We start from the raw sequence: 20095 nt of genomic DNA on the forward strand, positions 1-20095 counted from the left end.
CCTCTTTAGCTCAACCAGAATTGTATTGAAGCAGCTTAGCCTTCATTAGATTTTATTCAGATAATCCAGTAAACGGTACACAATGACGGATACCTGTGCCCGAGTGGAAGTTTCGCCCGGTGCGAAGCGGTTCCCGCTCACTCCCTTCACCAGACCTTCGTTTACGGCAAAGGCTACGGCCGCTCGTGCATCCTCCGAAATCAGATTCGTGTCGCTAAATGATAAGGATGCCGTTTCGGAATCCATCTTCAACGCTTCCGCAATCATGACTACCATGTCCTCGCGGGTCAGCGGATGCTTCGCCCCCGCTTCTTTGCTGCGTGTTTCCCAATCGATGCCTGTCTCGAAAATACGATCAAGGAGCGTCGCAAATTCGGCACGGGTTACCGCATTGTTCGGCGAGAACCGTCCCGCACCGGTACCGTTCGTGATATGCTGCGAGGCAGCAACCTCAATCTCATCCTTAGCCCAGTGGCTGACGATGTCGTTAAAGGTCACGTTATTCTCGGCGGCCACATAAGAGCCCGGTCCGTCGATACGGAACGTGATCGATCCGCGCTCAGCCGATTGCAGCAATCCTGCGGATTGCAAGTCACCTTTTTCCGACTGTACGTAGGCACCCACCTTGCGGGCATCCTTCACTTTGGCCGGGTCGTAGTTCAATGTCAGTAAAAGCGGATGTTTGAACTTGTCCCCGTGTTTGACCGAAACGATCGAGGATACAGTGTTCAAGGTGTTTCCAGATCCCGCTTTGCTTGCAGCTAAGGAAACCGTCAGGCTGAATCCGCTGCTCGTCGTGAAATCATCCAAAGCTTCGGCAGGCACCGTCAAGGTAAAACCGTTACCCGTGATAACAAGCGGTTTACCTGATGCTTTCAGTTTATCGACAGTCGTCTTGCCTAGGGTCAGAGCTACGTCGCTGTATTTGCTGAAATCCAGCTTGGATACGTCCAGCTTCACTTCTTTACTGTCACTAGTAATTCCTGTAGTAACCGCTGCTTCAGACAAAGCTGCCGTTGCGGATTCGGTGCCATCCGCATTTTTCTTGGTGGTTACTTTAGCATCCCCTGATACTTCAGGAGCCGGAGTGGACGGAGTTCCCGTGGAGCCGCCGCCGGAAGATGAGCCTCCACCGCCTGAACCTCCGCCTGGGTTACCTGGGTCCGGGTTGCCCGGTCCTGGCGCGCCTGTCAACTGCAGGTCAACCGTCGCTTTTCCTTCCAGACCTTGGCGGTCCTTCACGGTAAGCTCTACCGTATAGTTCCCTGAAGACAATCCGTCTAACGCGATGGTAAAGGCGCCATCCTGCTCGACATCAAAGCTGCCTTCCTTCGCTACCGTTTTATTTGCTCTTTTAATAACATAAGTGGCATCCAGCCATTCGCTTACGTCAAAATCAATAGCCCATTCATCCCACAACGCCGGAACAGCCGTTACGTAGAGATCTTCGATCGTACCGGTTAGTGCAGGATTGTTCTTGCCGGAGATTTTGACATCAAGCTCAGTTTGGACCTCAGGTGCGGATCTCTTCACGAAGAAAGGAATTGTGGCGTAATCGGAGTGAACCACGAGATTCGTATCCAAGGAAAGAAGCTCGATCGAGTACAATCCATCCCGAACCTCTACCTCTTCCTCGGTTTCATAGTCGGCATACTTCCCGTTCCAACCGATCGTAAAGGAAGTATTGGCATCAAAGTAGGCTTCACCTCCGAATATTTGGCCGATAATGCCGTCACCGTCAACACCTGCTTCCGGGTTGAGGCTGTCATACAAGTCCACAATGACGATCTGCATCGGATTGTAGAATTCGAAAGCCAGGTTGAGCTTGCCCAGTTCACCGGTCTCGGTCAACGGAACATGCGGCAAGTAGGTTTCGGTGTCACTATAGGCTTTTGTATATTTCACGCCCGTGATTTCAAGATTAAAGTACGCAACGTAAGGAACCGAATAGGTGTGGGTTCCATTCGTAAAGGTAATATACCCTTGTTGTTCCGATACGCCCTCTATCCCTTCCGGCACTTGAAGGGTCACTGTAACCTCTTCTTGACCGTTGAGGGTGAAGGTGCTTTTATCGGTTGTAACACTTACTCCCGGCGTGACCTGCGTGTTATTGATTTGCACATTAAACGTGCCGCCCGCGTTTCCAACGCTCTCTACCTTTATCTTTTTCTGAACGGTCTTGGCAGACTTGCCGGTAAAGTTACCGAAATTTATGCTTCCGGTGATGTTTTCCTTTTGGTTGGAAGTTCCGTTCTCTTGATACGAAGTCTTGTCCAAGACCTTCACCAGCGCCTCTGCCTGAATGGTCTGGAGCGCCTGTACGCGTCCGGCCCCTTGATCTGTCACATCGTAGGATTCGGTATTCAGCACTTTGGCGTTATTCATCAAGGCGACTTTGACATCGAACGGAGTCCAGTCGTTGTGCTTCTCCAGGATGAGAGCCGCAAGCCCTGCCACATGCGGGGACGCCATACTAGTGCCTGTTAAGCGGTCATAGGACTGACTGTAATCCGCACCTGCAATGTCCTTCCCGTATGCCGGAACGGATGACAAAATGCTCGTACCAGGTGCTACCACATCTGGCTTGATATCCAGCGTCTTTTTGGCCGGGCCTCTCGAGCTGGAATCATTAATCTCATCGCCTGCCGTTCGGTTTTTAATAAAATCGGTGAAATTCACTTTCAGATCCGGGTTGGCATCGAGCAGCGATTTGATATAATCGCCGTCTTCTTTGCTCATACTAAAGGTTGGAATGAAGGCAAAGCTGTCTCCGAGCAAGACGCCGATCGGGCCAGGGTTCTGGTTGAATACGATGGCACCCGTCGCCCCTGCTGCCTTAGCATTCGCAATTTTTTCAACGAAGGCGAGTTCGCCGCGTTTAATCAATGCGATTTTGCCCGCTACGTCTTTATCAGCGAAATCCTCTGGTTTGCCCAGATCCGCATAAATCAGTCCGAAATCTCCATCCAGGACGACTTCCGGGTCCTCGGCGAGATTCCACGCCATTAATTCAAGCTTATACGTAGCATCTACCACGGTAACCGGAGCGGCATCGTCGGCCTGAGGGGCTACTTCATCGTCGGCAGATTCAACAGGCACTTCATCAGTGGCTGGCTCCTCTGCTGCGCCGTCACCCGATTGAACTAAGTTTGAACCCTGCTCCGGATTAACGGAAGGCGCCGCGTCATCGGTCGATGCTGCCTGGGCAGCTTCATCGATCTGTGCTTCTGCCTGCTCGTCAGGCGTGACAGATGGTGTTAGCCCTGCTCCAAGCTCAACCGTGCCCTCATTGTTTTCAATGGGCTCGCCCGGCAATTCCGCGTTCGTGAAAAAGTGCGATGTTGCCGCTATTTCGTCGCTTGGACCCGTGGAGTTTCCTACCGTAATCGGAAAAGCCGCCGCCCCCGGCGATCCAACCGTCCAGCGGTTTGGTCCTGTATTGCCGCTTGCAACAACTGGCGTGACACCAGCCAGCGCAGCATTATTGAGTGCTACGGACGTAACATAGTCCGGATCATTGCGTGAATTGCCCAGCGAGAGGTTGATTATATCCATTCCGTCCTGAACGGAACGGTCAATACCACCCAGTACCCAGCTGGAATAGCCGCTTCCGTATGGCCCAAGAACACGGTAAGCATAGATATCCGCTTCCGGCGCAATGCCCACGACTCCATATTCGCCAGCATCGCGGGCTCCGATGGTACCCGCTACATGCGTTCCGTGATCTGTCCAATACGTACTTCCCCTGTCATCGACCTGTGGGGGATCGGAAGGATCATTCTCCCAGTCGAGCGGAGTCGTCTCATAGGGATCGTTATCATTGTCGACGAAGTCATATCCGCCCTTATAAGCATCCTTCAAAACAGGGTGTACGTAATCAATACCCGTATCGATAACGCCTACTTTAATGCCTTTACCTGTATAACCGAGATCCCATACTTCCGGAGCACCGATGAACGGCCCCGTATCCTTCATGTATGGATTCACTTCGCCCTTCGGTCCAACCGTTACCTCCAGATCGGGATATACGCCTAGAACGCCAGGGAGATCAAGCAGCGATTCAATCTTGCTGCCGTCAATCTCCATGGACACCCCGTTGAATGCGTAACTATATTGCTCCGAAATTTCGTGCGTTATATTCTTCGTGCTCAGGCTGCGTATAAAAGTCTGCTGCTCCAATTGCACCTGTGCTTCGACCTTCGCCTCTGCGGAAGAACTAAAGGATTGACCCTGAATAGAGGAAAGTCCTTTGGCTAAGGCCACTGGCTCAGTAGACAGCTCTACAATGACTCTTGTAGGACCCCCGGCAGATTTCTGCAGGCTTTGTTCAAGCACCGGAAACTCCGCAAGCTTAGCTCGCTGTTTCAGAATATCCCTTATCTGCCTAGCTTCATCGGCACTGAGCTGATTGTCCAGCTCGACTTGCCGTTCTGACGGAGCGGCCCCAGCCGCTGGTGCAACGAGTGATAGGGTTAAAACAAAACTTAGTAGTGCAGACCATAACTTTTTACTCAAGGCTTTGCCCCTCCCATAAGATAGATTTCCCAATCAAATTAGGGTCCGGGATGTTATCAGCATATCGGCTGCCTAACGATGGTATCCACTCCTTTCCGCATAAGACTGACCCGTGGTAAATTATTCTAGAACACAAAATTAGATTCCTTCATCCTTTTCTGTATGTTTTTGTTAAATTCAGTCGAATGTTTAGGAGCTTTTGACGAATATTCGAAAACGTCATAGATTCAAGGAAAATATGGCTTACATCGCAAGTAAGGGAGGAGAAAGGAATTCGGGAAAAAGAAAGAACCGAGGCTATCGATAGCCTCGGTTCTTATGGGGTTGCAACTGATATTGCAAAATATATCCAGGGTATGCTGTTATTCGTTCAACAACCGCACGAACTCTTCTTCATCCTCCAGGATGTCGATGCCGAGCTGCTGGGCTTTGGCCAGCTTGCTGCCGGCTTTTTCGCCTGCAATGAGAAGGTCGGTTTTCTTGGACACGCTGCCGGTGACTTTGGCCCCGAGCGCTTCCAAGCGTTCGGTTGCCTCTTCGCGGGTCAGCAGATGGAGGGTGCCTGTAAGCACGACCGTTTTGCCGCTGAAGTAGGAATCCGTGCTGACCGGCTTCGGCGCTTCCGGCGCTTTCGCTTGGACGCCTAGCGAGAGCATCTTCTGGATGCTCGCTTGGGCAAACGGGTCGGCGAAGTATCCCGCGATGCTGTCGGCCACGATGCCGCCCACGTCCGGCAGCTCGACCAATTCTTCCGCGGTCGCGGCCATCACGCGGTTCAGATCACGGTAGTGATCGGCCAGCATTTTGGTTGTGGATTTGCCGGTATTCGGTATGCCCAGTGCAAATAGGAACGATGCAAGATCCCGCTCCTTGCTCTTCTCGATGGCATCCAGCAGATTCTGGGCTTTTTTCTCGCCGAAGCGCTCCAGCTTCAGCAAGCTTTCAAACGACAGCGTATAAAGATCCGCCGGTTCTCTCACGCCCAGTTCGTCGTATAACTGGATCGCGGTTTTATCGCTGAATGTTTCAATGTCCATGGCATCCCTGGAAGCAAAATGCGTGATCCGGGCCACGATTTGCGGCTTGCACCCCGTCTTGTTGTTGCAGAAGAGGTGGGCGCCGCGCTGTTCCAGCGGAAATCCGCAGGATGGACACTGTTCCGGATACAGGATCTCTTCGCCATCCTGCTCCTCCGTCACTTTGCCGAGGATCTCGGGAATGACGTCATTCGAACGGCGAATGAAGACCCGCGAGCCCAGCGCGAACTTGAGGTTCTTACGCTCAATATCCCCGATATTGTTCAGCGTACAATTCTGCACCGTAACTCCGGCCAGCTCAACGGGCTCTACACGCGCTAATGGCGTGATTTTTCCGGTCCGTCCCACATTCCAGGTAACCGACTGCAGCACGGTCGTGGTTTCTTCCGCTTCGAATTTGTAAGCGACCGCCCAGCGCGGGAACTTGTCGGTATATCCAAGCGCCTCGCGGATGCGGAAATCGGTCACCTTCACAACCGCCCCGTCAATGAGGTAATCGAGCTCGGAACGGCGTTTCTCGATATCGGCCAGCTGCTCCATCACATCATCAAACTGCTCGAAATAGAAAATGTACGGGTTGACCTTCAGCCGATTCTCGCGCAGGAAGTCCATCATTTCCTTGTGGTCGGCAAAAGTGATTCCATCCGAGTAGCCGACATTATAAAAGTACGCGTTCAGCTTACGCTCGGCCGTCACCTTCGGATTCAGATTGCGAAGCGCTCCTGCGGCAGCATTACGCGCGTTCTTGAGCGGCTCGGCCGCGGTTTGATTGTATTGTTCCAGCACGGACAGGTTCATGATGCCCTCGCCCTGCACTTCGATCGTGCCTTCCGCGTACGGGATCGTCATCGGCACCGACTTGATGGTCTTCACCTGTGACAAAATGCCCTCGCCTACCGTTCCGTTGCCCCGTGTCGATGCTTGAACCAGCTTGCCGTCCTGATAGGTCAGATTCAGCGTCAGCCCGTCAAACTTCAGCTCCAGTGCATAACAAGGCGACGGCAGAGGATTGCCGGGATTCTTCGTATTATAGTCATTGACCAGCCTGACCACGCGATCATGCCAGGTACGGAGCTGCTCGATGTTCTGGGCTTTATCGAGACTCCATAACGGAGCCAAATGGCGGTGCGGGGCAAAACCCTTCAGAATCTCCCCGCCCACCCGCTGGGTCGGAGAATCCGGGAGCGTCACTCCGGTCTCTGCCTCCAACGCTACCAGCTGGTCGTACAGGGCGTCATACTCCTTGTCGCTTACAAGCGGCTGATCCAGCGTGTAGTAATGGTAATTATAATTGTTCAGCTCCGCAATGAGCTTCTCCATCTTTTCCTTGAAATCCATGCAGGGGCAATCCTCCTTCAATATAATAAGGCCATCATGGGTTATGCTGCTTTAGATGCATATTTACCTAGTTCTATCCCTTATTCCACCTTCGTAATCGGCGCAAAGCCCGCAAGCAGGCGTTTCACGCCCACAGGCGCCGGGAATGCAATCTGCAATTCCATGTCGTTGCCGCTGCCCTTCACCGCTACGATCGTACCGGTCCCCCATTTGCCATGGGCGACTTTGTCGCCGGCCTTAAAATCGCCGCTGCCCGAGGCAGCCGCTGGACGGGATGACCCACCGGTTGTCATCGTCACCCGGCTCTTCGGCGCGGCTTGCGCGGAAGCGGTCGATCCGCTGAGGGAGAGGTCCACGCTGCGGCCGCCGCCAAAGTTGCTGCCTCCACCGCCGCCGAAGCCGCGTCCCGCATAGGATCCGCCCACATTGCTTCCGCCGCCTCGGCGGTAGCGGTCATGCGCCATCTGGGTGTCTTCCTTCAGCTCTTCCGGGATCTCCTCCAGGAATCGCGATGGCATGTTCGCCGTCGTGCGGCCGAAGAGCGTACGCATGCGCGCACAGGATAAGAACAACTGCTTCTCGGCGCGCGTGATCCCTACGTATGCAAGCCGTCGTTCCTCTTCCAGCTCCTCGTTATCCATAAAGGCACGGCTGTGCGGGAATACCCCTTCCTCCATGCCGATGATGAATACCACCGGGAACTCCAGGCCTTTGGCGCTGTGCATGGTCATGAGCACGACAGCATCGTCGCGGTCCTCTTCGTCATCGTTCATCGAGTCGATGTCCGCGATCAGCGCAAGATCCGTGAGGAAGGAGACGAGCGATTTATCCTCGTTGTTCTTCTCGAACTCTTGCGTCACCGACAGGAACTCGTCGATGTTCTCGAGACGGGATCTGGATTCGATAGTATTCTCGTTTTGCAGCTCGAGGCGGTACTCGGACATCTCGAGAATTTTTTCCGTAAGCTCGGTCACCGACAGAAACTCGACCATTCGGCTGAGCGCGGCGATCATGTCGTAGAAGCCCACCAGCGCATTGCGCGTCCGTCCGGCAAAACCGAGGTCGTCCACGATTTCCAGCACGCGGAAGATCGAGATGCCCCGCTCTCCGGCTGCAGCAGCCAGCTTCGCGACGGTTGTGTCGCCGATGCTTCTTTTTGGCACGTTAATGATCCGCGTCAAGCTGATATCGTCGTCCGGGTTGGAAATCAGGCGCAGATAAGCAAGCATGTCCTTGATCTCTTTGCGATCGTAGAACTTGATGCCGCCGACGATCTGGTACGGAATATCCGACTTGATCAGAATTTCCTCGATCACCCGGGACTGCGCGTTGGTCCGATACAGAATCGCGTGGTCCTGATAGCTCTTGCCGTCCTTGATGTTCTTGCTAATTTCCGAGGTGACAAAATACCCCTCATCATGCTCCGTATCCCCACGGAACACTTTGATCTTCGGTCCTTCGCCCTGCTCGGTCCACAGATTCTTCGGCTTGCGGCCCGTGTTCAGGCCAATAACATTGTTGGCAGCGTTCAAAATGTTCGCTGTCGAACGGTAATTCTGCTCCAGCAGAATCGTGCGCGCCTCCGGGTAATCCTGCTCAAAATTCAGGATGTTCGTGATATCCGCGCCGCGCCAGCGGTAGATCGACTGGTCGCTGTCCCCGACAACGCAAATGCGGTGATGGCTGTCCGCAAGCATGCGGCATAGCATGTACTGCGCCCGGTTGGTATCCTGATACTCATCCACGTGGATGTACTGGAATTTGCGCTGGTAGAAGTCGAGAACCTCCGGCACTTCCTTAAACAGCTGGATCGTGGTCATGATCAGATCGTCGAAATCAAGCGAGTTGTTGCTCTTCAAGCGTTTCTGGTATTCGGTGTAAACCTTGGCTACAAGGGTTTCAAAATAGTCTCCGGCTTTCTGTTCATACTGCTGCGGGGAGATCAGTTCATTCTTCGCGGCGCTCATGGCCGCTTGAATCGCCTTCGGCTCGAATTTCTTCGGATCGATGTTGTGCTGCTTCATCACGTTCCGAATAACTGACAACTGGTCTGTCGAATCCAAAATACTAAAGTTCGAAGTGAAGCCGATCCGTTCAATGTCTCTGCGCAAAATCCGTACGCACATGGAGTGGAACGTCGATACCCAGATGTCCTGGCCTTCCCGGCCGACCAGCTTGGATACCCGCTCCTGCATCTCGCGGGCTGCCTTATTCGTAAACGTAATCGCCAGGATGCTCCATGGTGCGGCTTTGCGCGTGGCGATCAGGTACGCGATCCGGTGCGTCAGCACCCGCGTCTTGCCGGAACCGGCTCCGGCCATAATGAGCAGTGGTCCGTCGGTTGCTTCAACGGCCTGGCGCTGCTGCGGATTGAGACGTCTGACGGCGTCGTGTATGTCAATGGAATGCATAAACATTGCCTCCTAATAGGTGTAGATTTGATAATGGGGAAAACTTAGGTAAAGGTGAAACCATCAAAAAGGTTTGGGTCTGGCAAATAGATTACATTAAAGAGAATGGATAGGGCATAGATTGCTACGTGTCTAAGACACCGTGAGTTCTGGGTTGATTGGTTAAATGGAACATAAATTAAATGAAATAAAAGCATGCTTAACCGAAGCCGTCACAAGGCAAATGGAAAAAACACACTATTATAGAGCCTGAGCTGGCTTGCTTAATAGGTCTCTATTTTTTCAGCAGATCAGTTAATAGTCCCATCAGCCCTTCACGGCCTTGACCGTTTCGAGCGCTTGTTCCAAATGATCGTACACCACGTTGCCCACAACGATCGTATCCGAAATAGCTGCAGCCTCCATCGCCTGCTCGGCATTGGTTATTCCGCCGCCGTAGAAAAAACGGGAATTATCCAGCGATCTTCGAACCGTGCGGACCGTTTCCATATCTCCGAACGCGCCGCTGTATTCCAGATACACGATCGGCAGATTCATCAGCTTGTCCGCAATCTGGGCATAAGCGGCAGCCGTGCTCGCTTCAATCGAAGTCTCTGCACCGGTCAATTTCGCCACCGCAGCGTTCTCGTTCAACACGATATACCCTTCGGTCACGACCAGCTCCCACGGGATCATGTACCCGTAGCGTTCGATTCCCTCGCGATGCCGGCCCATGATCCAGGTCGGATCCTGCGTATTCATAACCATCGGGACCATATATAGATCAAATCCGGGTACAACGGCTTCCAGATCGGATACTTCCTGCACGCACGGCAGCTCGTAACGCCGAACTCGGGACAGCAGATCCACGGTATTTTCATAGGTGACTCCGGTTGAGCCTCCAACCATAATGGCATCGGTTCCTGACAAGCATACCGCATCAAGGGTCTCGTCATCGATCTCCTTGTCGGGGTCCAGCTTAAACACATGCCTCCAGGATTGTATCATCTCTTTCAAGCGTCATTCCTCCACGTTCACGGGTTACTATCATACTAAAATAAGTCTATGCTAGCACGGTAAGCAAGTCAATTTATGTTCGCATAAAATACGAACATTTTTTTGGTAATTGCGGTTTATCGGTTCAGCCGATATACGAACCGCGTCGCTGGGAATAGATTTGGGCGGCTAACTAACGTCTACCGACGTACAATCCCAGACCGCATGACGCACAATCCCAGAGATATGGATGGTGGCTTTCTGTGATATCAAGTAGGCCAAGCTTCGAAGTTTATGCTTTCTGATAGCTTGAAAAAGCCCGCGATCTCTTAAGGAGATCACGGACTTCCATGCCCAGCATTATTATGGATGCAAACAAACTTTTCCACAGACGGACGCGATATGATGCGCGGCATGTAAGGTTATGTCTACTCCAATCGCTTTGTCATCATAAATCTCAGGCTGTTCCGCTCCAGTTCCGGCTCTGTCAGCAGATCCGAGTAGACGCCGTACACGCCCCATTTTTCATAATTGTTCACGGTGTTCGTGTCATTGATGGTGTGAACATAGGTCACGGCTCCCGCTTGCCTTAGCTTGGCTACGAAATTCGGGCTGACCTTGTACTCCGGCATGGTAACCGCGTCAATGTGGTTCTCCTGTACGAAAGCGGTGATCTCAGCAGGTGAGTCCTGCGTGGCATACAGCGTATATATAATCGATTGAAACGGATAGATGTCCTGAACCATATCAAGCATCGGCTCATTGTAAATTTGGACGACGACCCGATCCAGAAGCTTCGGATCCCGTTCTTTAGCAGCGTTTACGATCTCCGCGAACAGATACTGTATATCCCGGTCCTTCTGCTCCTTCGTATCCGTCACGATGTAGATATCGGGATGACGCTCCATCATATCCATAATCCCCTCAATATCCATCGGCTGGTATTGTTCCAAAATCGGCGTGTTAATGAATTCCTCATGGCTTAAGCGGGCCGCCTGCTTATCGTCCGGAAGCTTCTCCTTCTGACCCAGCTGCTGCGTCATGCTCTCCGTCCACTCATGCCTGGCTACGACTTTGCGATCCTCCGTCAGCATCAAATCAATCTCGAATACCCGGGTGCCTTTCTCATAGTTAACAACCATGGCTTCATAAGCATTCGTATAGGGCTGTTCGCCGATGCTTCCCATGGCATGGGCAATCAAGCGATAGGCCGCGAATCCTTGCGGCGCTTCCTCCTCCATTTCCAGATGGGTCAGAAGCAGTATCATAATGGCGGAAAATAATAGAAGGACAGCTGCGATCCGTTTCATGGTATCCCCACCTTTGCTTCGTTCATTGCTGTTGCTAGGTAAATACCCGGTTAATGGAGGGGCCAAACAAAAAAACCGCCACTCGGCTGCTGCCAAATGACGGAACGATTATTGTAAATACTACGGATCACTAGCTCTTGGCCTTCAAAAGGTGAATATACCATTTCAATCCTGCGTTGTGATTAAACACGCTGACTTTATCTACGACGTCAAACCCATCACAGCTTTCGATTTCGCCGATCTTATGCTCTACCATGAGATAATCGGGATCCTGGGTGTTCTTATGTGAATATAGGGAAGATATAATGACGCCATCCGGGGTCAGGTAACGTGCATATTCCAACAGCTTGCTAGCGGTATTGGGCACATACTGCAGCGATTCATTAAAAACGATGACGTCGTAGCTTTTATGAGGAACATAATGATTGATGTCCGCGCGCTGAAATAAGTTCCTAGACGTTTTGCCGGATGCGATTCTGATCGCTTCCTCGGACAAGTCTACACCGGTATAATTCGATTTTTCATCGTCCAAGAGCATGTCATACAACAGGCCGGCCCCGCATCCCATATCCAGAATGCCCTCTTCCCCAAGAAACTTTCGGATGTATCCGCACACGACCGAGTATCTGGCATATTCCGTGATGTCCGATAAATAATCCCACATGCGGGATCTGTATTCTTCGTCCCATTGCGCTTGGCTGCTTTCGATGAAATCCTGGACCTTGGCGTTTTCCATATCGATTCCTCCCATAATGCTTATTGGATGTGATCCTTCCGTTAGGCAAATGAAGCGGCAAGATAAAAACACGGTTATTTCGAAAACATTAGAAATCTCCATAACACTGAGATTGGACCATCATAACCAACCTCCGACTCTGCGTAATGAACAAACTCTAGCAAAGCATCGACGAGCCTGGTATTTCATTATAATAGTATAATAGTTATATTTTGTAAATAATTCCAGACTACCATTGTCCGCTGTGTTGTACATGCATGTTGAAGTGAGAGGAGTGGATCGAATGTCCGAAGTTTTTCTAGGCTATGTCACAAACTTACAGGAAGCGACAGCATTCGGTATCTCTACAAGAGGCGAGGGGGACTTGGTAAGCAGCTTTAGTCGAAATATGCTTCTAGGACAGGCAAATAAAAGACGCCATCCGGCTCATGCCAGATGACGTCATCACAAAATTACAATCAGTATGCGTTTTTGAATCCGTTGCGGATCGTGCGCAGAATGATTTTAATATCAAACAGAATGGACCAATTCTCGATGTAGAAAATATCGTGCTTGATCCGCTCTTCAATCGAAGTGTCCCCGCGCAGGCCGTTGCTCTGCGCCCACCCCGTGATGCCCGGGCGTACGTGGTGTTTCACCATGTACTTCGGAATCTCCTCTTTGAACTGTTCAACGTAATAAGGTCGTTCCGGTCTTGGGCCCACCACGCTCATATGTCCGAACAGGACATTAAAGAACTGCGGCAGCTCATCCAGACTCGTCTTCCGGAGAAAAGAACCGAACTTGGTGCGGCGCGGATCATTCTCCACCGTCCAGCCCGTATCCGGCGCCCCTTCCGGCAGCGGCTTCATCGAACGGAATTTATACATATAAAAGTTCCTGCGGTTCAGCCCGACCCGCTCCTGCTTGAAAATGACCGGTCCCCGGGAGGTCAATCGGACACCGAGGTAAATCCCGATCATCACCGGCAGGGTGAGGATGATGGCCACTAACGAGAATACAATATCAAACGCCCGCTTGAACAGTCGGTTTGCCGCCAGGTCCAGTGGAATATCGCGAACGTTGATCATCGGCATGCCCGCAAAGTTATCAAACACCGGCCGTGCCGGGAGATAATCGAAAAAGTCCGGAATAATTAGCGTTCGGACACCTGCTTTTTCACACGCAGCAATGATCTCCGGATATTTGTGGTGCGCATTTAGAGGAAGTGCCAGTACGACCTCATCGACAAGCTTTTCGTTTAGCACCTTATGTAGATCGCCAACCGAGCCCAAAATGGGTTTAAGCCGTCTCGCCTCGATCTCGTCCCACTGCTGGTAATCATCCAAGAAACCGATGACTTCATAACCAAGCTCCGGGTACTGCTTCAGGTTTTTGAAGAAACGCTTGCCCAGCGACCCTGCACCCACGATGAGCACGAATTGGCGGTTGTAGCCTTTTTCCCGAAAATGCTTGAGGGATTTCTTGAGGAAATAACGGTATAGGATAATGAATGCTACGTTGAAAATCATGTAGATAGCGAGATACCAACGGGAGATATCCACCTCTTTAACAAAAAACATAATACTGAGGAGAATGAACATCCCGATGAAATGCATCTGGAAGATCTTCATGAACTCGTCGGCAAAACGCTTTTTCCGCTTCGGCGAGTACAAGGTAATCATGATGCCGACAACCACGGCAACCGCGCCGTACACCAGACTCCACAATGCATAGGTTTCGAGAGGTAGCGGCTCTTCATAGGGAAACCAGCCGCTCTCGAATTTCACCCACCATGCGAGCAGAAACGCCAACTGGATAAAGGCAAAATCGGTCAACATATACAATTTGGTCAGAAAGCCCTGATTCTGGCGGATCATGATTTCACCTCCACTCCACCTGAAGATTGCGTTATCGTTGCTGGACGAATGGGCTTAAGCCGGTTCGTGAGCAGGGACAGGAGCAATTTTAAAGCAACGCCCGCATACACGGCTCCATTAACGAATATGTTGTATTTCTGCCGGTAATGCTTCCGATGAAAAAGAATCATCGCCCTATGGAACTCATAAATGATTTTGAACGGCCGGCGCCGGGCGCTGCCGCCTTTATAATGGATAATCGTCGTCCGAGGATAATAGTGAATGCCCCATCCCGCCTGCTTGATGCGATAGCACCAGTCGATATCCTCCCCGTACATAAAAAACGTCTCGTCCAGCCCGCCCACCTGCTCAATCGTCTCGCGGCGTACCAGCATGAACGCACCGACCAAACAATCCACCGGATACTCTACGTCCGGATTCAAATACCCCAGCTGATACTGGTTAAACTCCGGCTTGTTCGGGAACAGCTTGCTGAGCCCAAAAGCATAATAGAAGGACGCCGAAGGCGTTGGGAACCCTCTTTTGCAGGCCTTATCCAGCGAGCCGTCCGGGAGGACGATTTTGCAGCCGGAAGCGCCTATGATCGGATTGTAGTCCATAAAAGCGACCATCGTCTGGATCGTATCCTGCTGGATAATCGTGTCGGAATTTAGCAGCAGCATATAGCGGCCTTCCGCCACTTCCATCCCCTGATTGTTGGCTTTGGCAAAGCCGGTATTTTCCGTGTTCTCGATCAGCTTAACCTGCGGAAATAACTCTCGAATGGTCTGAACGGACTCGTCCTTCGAGTTGTTATCTATCAGAATCACTTCATATGTATATTCCGTCTCCGATGCAAACACGGATCGCAAACAGTCCACCGTCAGCTGACAGGTATTGTAGTTCACGATTAAAATGCTTAAATCCATTGCATAACGTCTCCTGACAAATATAGTAATCTATCGACATTATAGCATAGTTCATGGGGAAAGAAGGAATATCAAGGAATAAGTTTGCTCTGCCCTATTTCGTTCAACCTCATATAAACCCGATCAAAATAAAAAACTTAAACAACAAACTCTCCGCCTTGGATTGTCTGTACAATTTGCTCTTGCGTGCATAATGTAATCTGTCCATGAATCTTGTTCGAGTTGCAAGAAATAAATCCAGCTGCTCTTTCTGTTCGCCAGTCAATCGCGATCCATAGATTCGATCAAACTCGCTTGCTTGTTTATGCAGCAAGTCTTTGCCTGTATGTCTTTTAAAACTGGTCCATTTGCTCTTCAGCTTACCCACGATGGAGTTGCTGCCCCCTACCACATTATTATTGTGCTGACGGTATAACATGGATGGCTTGTTATCGTAGATTACGGTTCCAAATGCGGAAACGAGCACGTAGAACCACCAATCGTGCATAAGAACCTTTTGACTGTCTACCGATTTACTATTTATAAACAGGTTTCTTGCTGATCGATTCATCGTGATGGTCGCGCCAATGGCAATATTTTCGTACAACGCATTGAAGAAAGAGGGCTCCTGAGCAGGAGGCTTTGGCCATGCACCTTTTCGATTTAACTCGTCATCCGTAAGGTAGGTTGATGTAAATACCATCGCCGGCACTTCCGTATAGATAGAGGAGTCCAGGCGGGCAATAGCATGCTCTACCTTATGATCAAGCCACACGTCATCCTGGTCGCAAAAACTATAATAATCAGCCTCAGCGTCTGCAGCACGCAGAAGTTCAAAGAAACTGGACACAACGCCAACATTCGTTCCTTTTATGAGCTTGATCTTATCGGGGTGTGTAGTCACCCATTGGTCGAGAAGCTCCATCGTTGTATCAGTCGATCCATCGTCTCTTATCAGGATGGAGACAGCAGCATGCGTCTGATTGAGAATACTCTGGATTTGCTCGGATATATATTGTTCGCCGTTGTAGGCGGATAACAATACTTGCACTTTTTTCATACGGGAACCTCCGAAAAAACACTTGAAATCAATAATCTCGTAGACCCAAAACAGCTGAGAGGTCTATAGAGAAAGGAGCTAGCTAAAAAAGGCCAAATCATACAGATCAGGCCTTTCGAGTCGCTGTATTCATTTTAAGTATAGTTCAGGGTGCTGCTTCATATCCAGCATAAACTGCTTCAGCCCCTCACGCCAATGTGGCAAATCCTCAAATTGGTTTAGTCGGATAGCTAAATGATCCATGACCGAATTGGCCGGACGTGGAGCGGGTCTTGGAAACTCTTCAGTAGTACAAGGCTGCAATTCAGCGGTTATGGTAAGTCCCAATTGTTCACGAGCCTCTTCAAAAATGGCGCTAGTAAACTCATACCAAGTACAAGAACCATTGTTGGAGGCATGATATATACCGTATTTTTCAGTGGAAATTAAGTTTATCAAGAGCTGCGCCAGATCTACCGTGTAGGTGGGCGAACCCTTTTGGTCGTTAACCACCTTTAACAGCGGTTTTTCTTGTCCTAGACGAAGCATCGTTTTTACAAAGTTGTTGCCATGCAGGCCGAACAACCATGAAGTTCGCACAATAAACCAACGAGAGCAAAAATATTGAACCATCTGTTCCCCTGCAAGCTTGGACTTTCCATAAACGCTTTGCGGGTCGGTAGAATCATACTCGTTATATGGCCTTTCACTCGTACCACTAAAAACGTAGTCCGTGCTAATAAATACGATCTTGGCATCGATTTTTTCAGCAGCGAGAGCCATGTTTCTAGTACCTACTGCATTCACGAGATAAGCACCGTCTACATCCGTCTCCGCAGCATCAACCGCGGCATATGCCGCACAATGAATGATCCAGTCCGGTCGGCGGGTTGAACATACTTGGAAGCATTGATCTAAGTCCGTTATGTTTAGTTCTTCTCGACCGCAGCTAAAAACTTCATGACCAGCTAGGTTAAATATCCGCGCAATATCCTGCCCTAGCTGACCATGTGCTCCTGTGATTAATACCTTCATCCGTTCCCACCCAAACGGCTGCCATACTGCTGGGTCATATAATCACGATATGCGCCGGATTGAATTCTAGTCCACCACTCTTTGTTGCTCAAATACCACTGAATCGTTTCCTTAATGCCTGTCTCGAAGTTGTGCTTGGGCTTCCAGCCCAGCTCATTCATGATTTTTGTAGGATCAATGCCATAACGTCGATCATGACCTGGACGATCTGTCACGTAAGTGATCAGTGATTCCGGCTTACCAAGCTCCCTCAGGATTGTTTGCACAATATGCAGATTGGTACGTTCATTGTTGCCCCCAATATTATAGACCTCACCAATTTTCCCCTGGTGAATAACCAGATCGATCGCACTGCAATGATCCTCGACATACAGCCAATCACGGATATTGAGGCCATCGCCGTAGACCGGCAGGGATTCATCATGTAGGGCACGAGAAATAATCAGGGGGATCAGCTTCTCAGGGAATTGGTATGGACCGTAATTGTTCGAGCAGCGCGTAATGTTAACCGGGAGACCAAATGTCTCATGGTAAGCTCTTACGAGCAGGTCCCCGCCTGCTTTGCTGGCAGAATACGGGCTATTCGGTGCAAGTGGCGTCGTTTCAGAAAACAAACCGGTTTCGCCCAAGGACCCATATACTTCATCCGTGGATACTTGGACAAACTTAGTCACCCCATATTTTTTGGCCGCATCCAGAAGAACCTGTGTCCCCATGACATTGGTGTTCACAAAGATCTCTGGTTCCAGAATACTGCGATCCACGTGTGATTCTGCCGCGAAATTAACAACCACATCGATACCCTGTTGGAAAATCGCGTCCACCGCTGGTTTGTCAGCTATATCTGCTTGCACGAAAGAATAGTTAGGGTGGTCTTGAACGGATTTTAAGTTTTCAAGGTTGCCTGCATACGTAAGTGCATCCATGTTGATGATCTGGTAATTCGGATGCTGCTGAATCATATATAAAATAAAGTTACTGCCGATAAAACCGGCGCCACCGGTAATAAGAAGTTTCATCCTCACTGCCCCCTAGTCAAAATTCATCTCTGCGTCTTTCAGCAGCGGGTGCCGCTGGTCTTTATCCGACAATGTCGGATTCGACGTTGGCCAATCGATCCCCAAAGCCGGATCATTCCATAATATGCCGCGGTCATTCTCGGGGGAATAATATTCGTCCACTTTATAGAGGACTTGGGTATTGGGTACAAGCGTACAAAAACCATGTGCGAAGCCCTTAGGAACAAGCAGCTGACGATGGTTATGCTCGCTCAAAATGACACCGACCCACTGACCAAAGGTAGGGGAGCTTTTTCTGATATCTACGATGACATCGTAGATAGCACCTGTTAGGACACGTATGAGTTTGGTTTGAGCCTTAGGGTTGAGCTGATAATGAAGTCCCCGCAGCACCCCAGCTTCAGCGGATAAAGATTGGTTGTCTTGGATGAAGTTATAGGCAATGCCATGCTGCTTAAAAAGTGAATCGTTGTAACTCTCCATAAAAAAACCCCGGTGATCGCCATGGACCACCGGTTCAAGTACAAAAGCGTCTGTGAGTTTTAAAGGAGTTACGTTCATCGTTCTATTCCTCCCTAACTACAGTTTAAGTTTTCCGAAATCATCACCGAATCGAACATCTCTAGCCAACTCATTGGCCCGAGCGAGCGACGCATGCGTTCCCGCATCCGTCCACCAGCCTTGAAGCGTATCAAAGGTAAGCTCTCCTCGTTCAATATATGCATTGTTGACGTCTGTGATTTCCAATTCGCCACGAGCTGATGGTTTCAATGTCTTAATAATATCAAAAACCGTATCATCATACATATATATTCCCGTGACAGCATAATTGGACTTAGGCTGTTCCGGTTTTTCTTCAATGGAAATGATTTGGCTGCCTTGGATTTCTGGAACACCAAAACGGTTAGGATCAGGAACTTCCTTGATTAGGATCTTGGCACCGGACATTTGGCTTTGAAAGTTAGCCACATACGTGGAGATATCATCCTCAAACACGTTATCGCCGAGGATGACCGCCACTGATTCGCCATTTGCAAATTGCTCTGCAAGGTTCAACGCTTGAGCAATGCCTCCTGCTTCATCCTGCACTTTATATGTGAAGGAAACCCCCATTTCGCTACCGCTACCTAATAGGTTTACTACATCCCCCATGTGGTCCTTCCCCGTCACAATGAGTACGTCTGTAAGGCCTGCTTGGCGGAGTTTATATACCGGGTGGAAGATCATTGGATAAGCCCCGACTGGCAGAAGGTGTTTATTGGTGACTTTGGTTAAGGGATAGAGGCGTGAGCCTGTTCCGCCGGCTAGGATGATGGATTTCATAGTTATCCTGCCTTTCTAAATGGTCAAGAATTAAATACTTCGCTCTTCTTAAGGCGAAGTAACAAGCAGATAAAGAGTATAAAACATACAAGATTTATCCCAAAAACAACTGGTGTTTCGAAGATTGCTGAAGATAATGTGCCAGTCAACCGTTTGGCTAGACTTAAATCCACAAAAATGGTATCCGATGAAAGATTGATATCGGCGTTAGTCGAATACCAGTATTCATTGTATTCATCAACAATATCAAAATTAATCTTAACGAAATCTACATCTAACGAATCAACCTCTGCTTTTAGATCAATATCTATGTTTAATTTAGCAATGCCTTCCTTGTCTATTGTAAAAGGCAATCTTTTCCCTTCCCACAATAATTCATTATCTTCTTTGTCATAAACGTGATAAGATACGAAATTTTTGTTATTGTATAACTTCTGATTTATATATTGTACTGTTAAATCTACAGTTAGTTCCTTTCTGTATTCATTTTTTGAAGAAGTAACTTTCATTGTCACATCTTCGTTTGAATCTGCTAAAATAATTTTAGGAAATATACAAAACGTTAGAGATACAAATAGAGCCAAAGCGAAATTCCTAACATTAATTTTCAT

General features: G+C 49.7%; 14 protein-coding genes. All 14 read right to left on the reverse strand.

Annotated features, from left to right (window positions below):
• Positions 1-45: 45 nt before the first annotated feature.
• The 14 genes from M1D70_RS28675 to M1D70_RS28740 all read right to left on the reverse strand — a co-directional run bounded on the left by M1D70_RS28675 (position 46) and on the right by M1D70_RS28740 (position 20095).
• On the reverse strand, positions 46-4515 hold the full coding sequence (locus M1D70_RS28675) for a S8 family serine peptidase (RefSeq protein WP_456288541.1): 4470 nt from the start codon (positions 4513-4515) through the stop codon (positions 46-48).
• A gap of 362 nt (positions 4516-4877) precedes the next feature.
• Positions 4878-6890 (reverse strand): NAD-dependent DNA ligase LigA, encoded by a 2013-nt coding sequence (gene ligA, locus M1D70_RS28680; protein ID WP_456288542.1) that lies wholly within the window; start codon positions 6888-6890, stop codon positions 4878-4880.
• Between the two features lie 80 nt (positions 6891-6970).
• Positions 6971-9301 carry a DNA helicase PcrA gene (gene pcrA, locus M1D70_RS28685; protein WP_456288543.1) on the reverse strand — a complete coding sequence of 777 codons (2331 nt, stop codon included), beginning with the start codon at positions 9299-9301 and terminating at the stop codon, positions 6971-6973.
• Positions 9302-9607: 306 nt separating this feature from the next.
• Positions 9608-10297, reverse strand: a complete 690-nt coding sequence (pcrB, locus tag M1D70_RS28690; protein WP_456288544.1) for a heptaprenylglyceryl phosphate synthase — start codon at positions 10295-10297, stop codon at positions 9608-9610.
• A 407-nt stretch (positions 10298-10704) separates the two neighbouring features.
• The gene (locus M1D70_RS28695; RefSeq protein WP_009595040.1) at positions 10705-11586 is read right to left on the reverse strand and encodes a phosphatidylinositol-specific phospholipase C/glycerophosphodiester phosphodiesterase family protein; all 882 of its coding nucleotides are present in this window, start codon (positions 11584-11586) and stop codon (positions 10705-10707) included.
• A gap of 130 nt (positions 11587-11716) precedes the next feature.
• Positions 11717-12322 (reverse strand): class I SAM-dependent methyltransferase, encoded by a 606-nt coding sequence (locus tag M1D70_RS28700; protein WP_456288545.1) that lies wholly within the window; start codon positions 12320-12322, stop codon positions 11717-11719.
• 458 nt (positions 12323-12780) lie between these two features.
• The gene (locus tag M1D70_RS28705; protein ID WP_009595033.1) at positions 12781-14181 is read right to left on the reverse strand and encodes an undecaprenyl-phosphate glucose phosphotransferase; all 1401 of its coding nucleotides are present in this window, start codon (positions 14179-14181) and stop codon (positions 12781-12783) included.
• Entirely contained in the window at positions 14178-15089 is a 912-nt protein-coding gene (locus tag M1D70_RS28710) for a glycosyltransferase family 2 protein (RefSeq protein WP_456288546.1), read from the reverse strand. The genes M1D70_RS28705 and M1D70_RS28710 overlap by 4 nt, the downstream gene beginning before the upstream one ends.
• Before the next feature lie 109 nt (positions 15090-15198).
• Positions 15199-16128, reverse strand: coding sequence for a glycosyltransferase family 2 protein (locus tag M1D70_RS28715; protein ID WP_456288547.1), 930 nt, complete (start codon positions 16126-16128; stop codon positions 15199-15201).
• 129 nt (positions 16129-16257) lie between these two features.
• On the reverse strand, positions 16258-17142 hold the full coding sequence (gene rfbD / locus M1D70_RS28720; protein ID WP_456288548.1) for a dTDP-4-dehydrorhamnose reductase: 885 nt from the start codon (positions 17140-17142) through the stop codon (positions 16258-16260).
• On the reverse strand, positions 17139-18161 hold the full coding sequence (gene rfbB, locus M1D70_RS28725; protein WP_456288549.1) for a dTDP-glucose 4,6-dehydratase: 1023 nt from the start codon (positions 18159-18161) through the stop codon (positions 17139-17141). Before rfbB ends, rfbD begins: the two co-directional genes overlap by 4 nt.
• Positions 18162-18173: 12 nt before the next feature.
• Complete coding sequence (gene rfbC, locus M1D70_RS28730; protein ID WP_220683738.1) at positions 18174-18722, reverse strand: dTDP-4-dehydrorhamnose 3,5-epimerase; 549 nt, start codon at positions 18720-18722, stop codon at positions 18174-18176.
• An 18-nt stretch (positions 18723-18740) separates the two neighbouring features.
• Positions 18741-19484, reverse strand: a complete 744-nt coding sequence (locus tag M1D70_RS28735) for a sugar phosphate nucleotidyltransferase (RefSeq protein ID WP_456288550.1) — start codon at positions 19482-19484, stop codon at positions 18741-18743.
• A 23-nt stretch (positions 19485-19507) separates the two neighbouring features.
• Positions 19508-20095 (reverse strand): hypothetical protein, encoded by a 588-nt coding sequence (locus tag M1D70_RS28740; RefSeq protein ID WP_456288551.1) that lies wholly within the window; start codon positions 20093-20095, stop codon positions 19508-19510.

It is taken from the genome of Paenibacillus sp. AK002, from assembly GCF_053903045.1.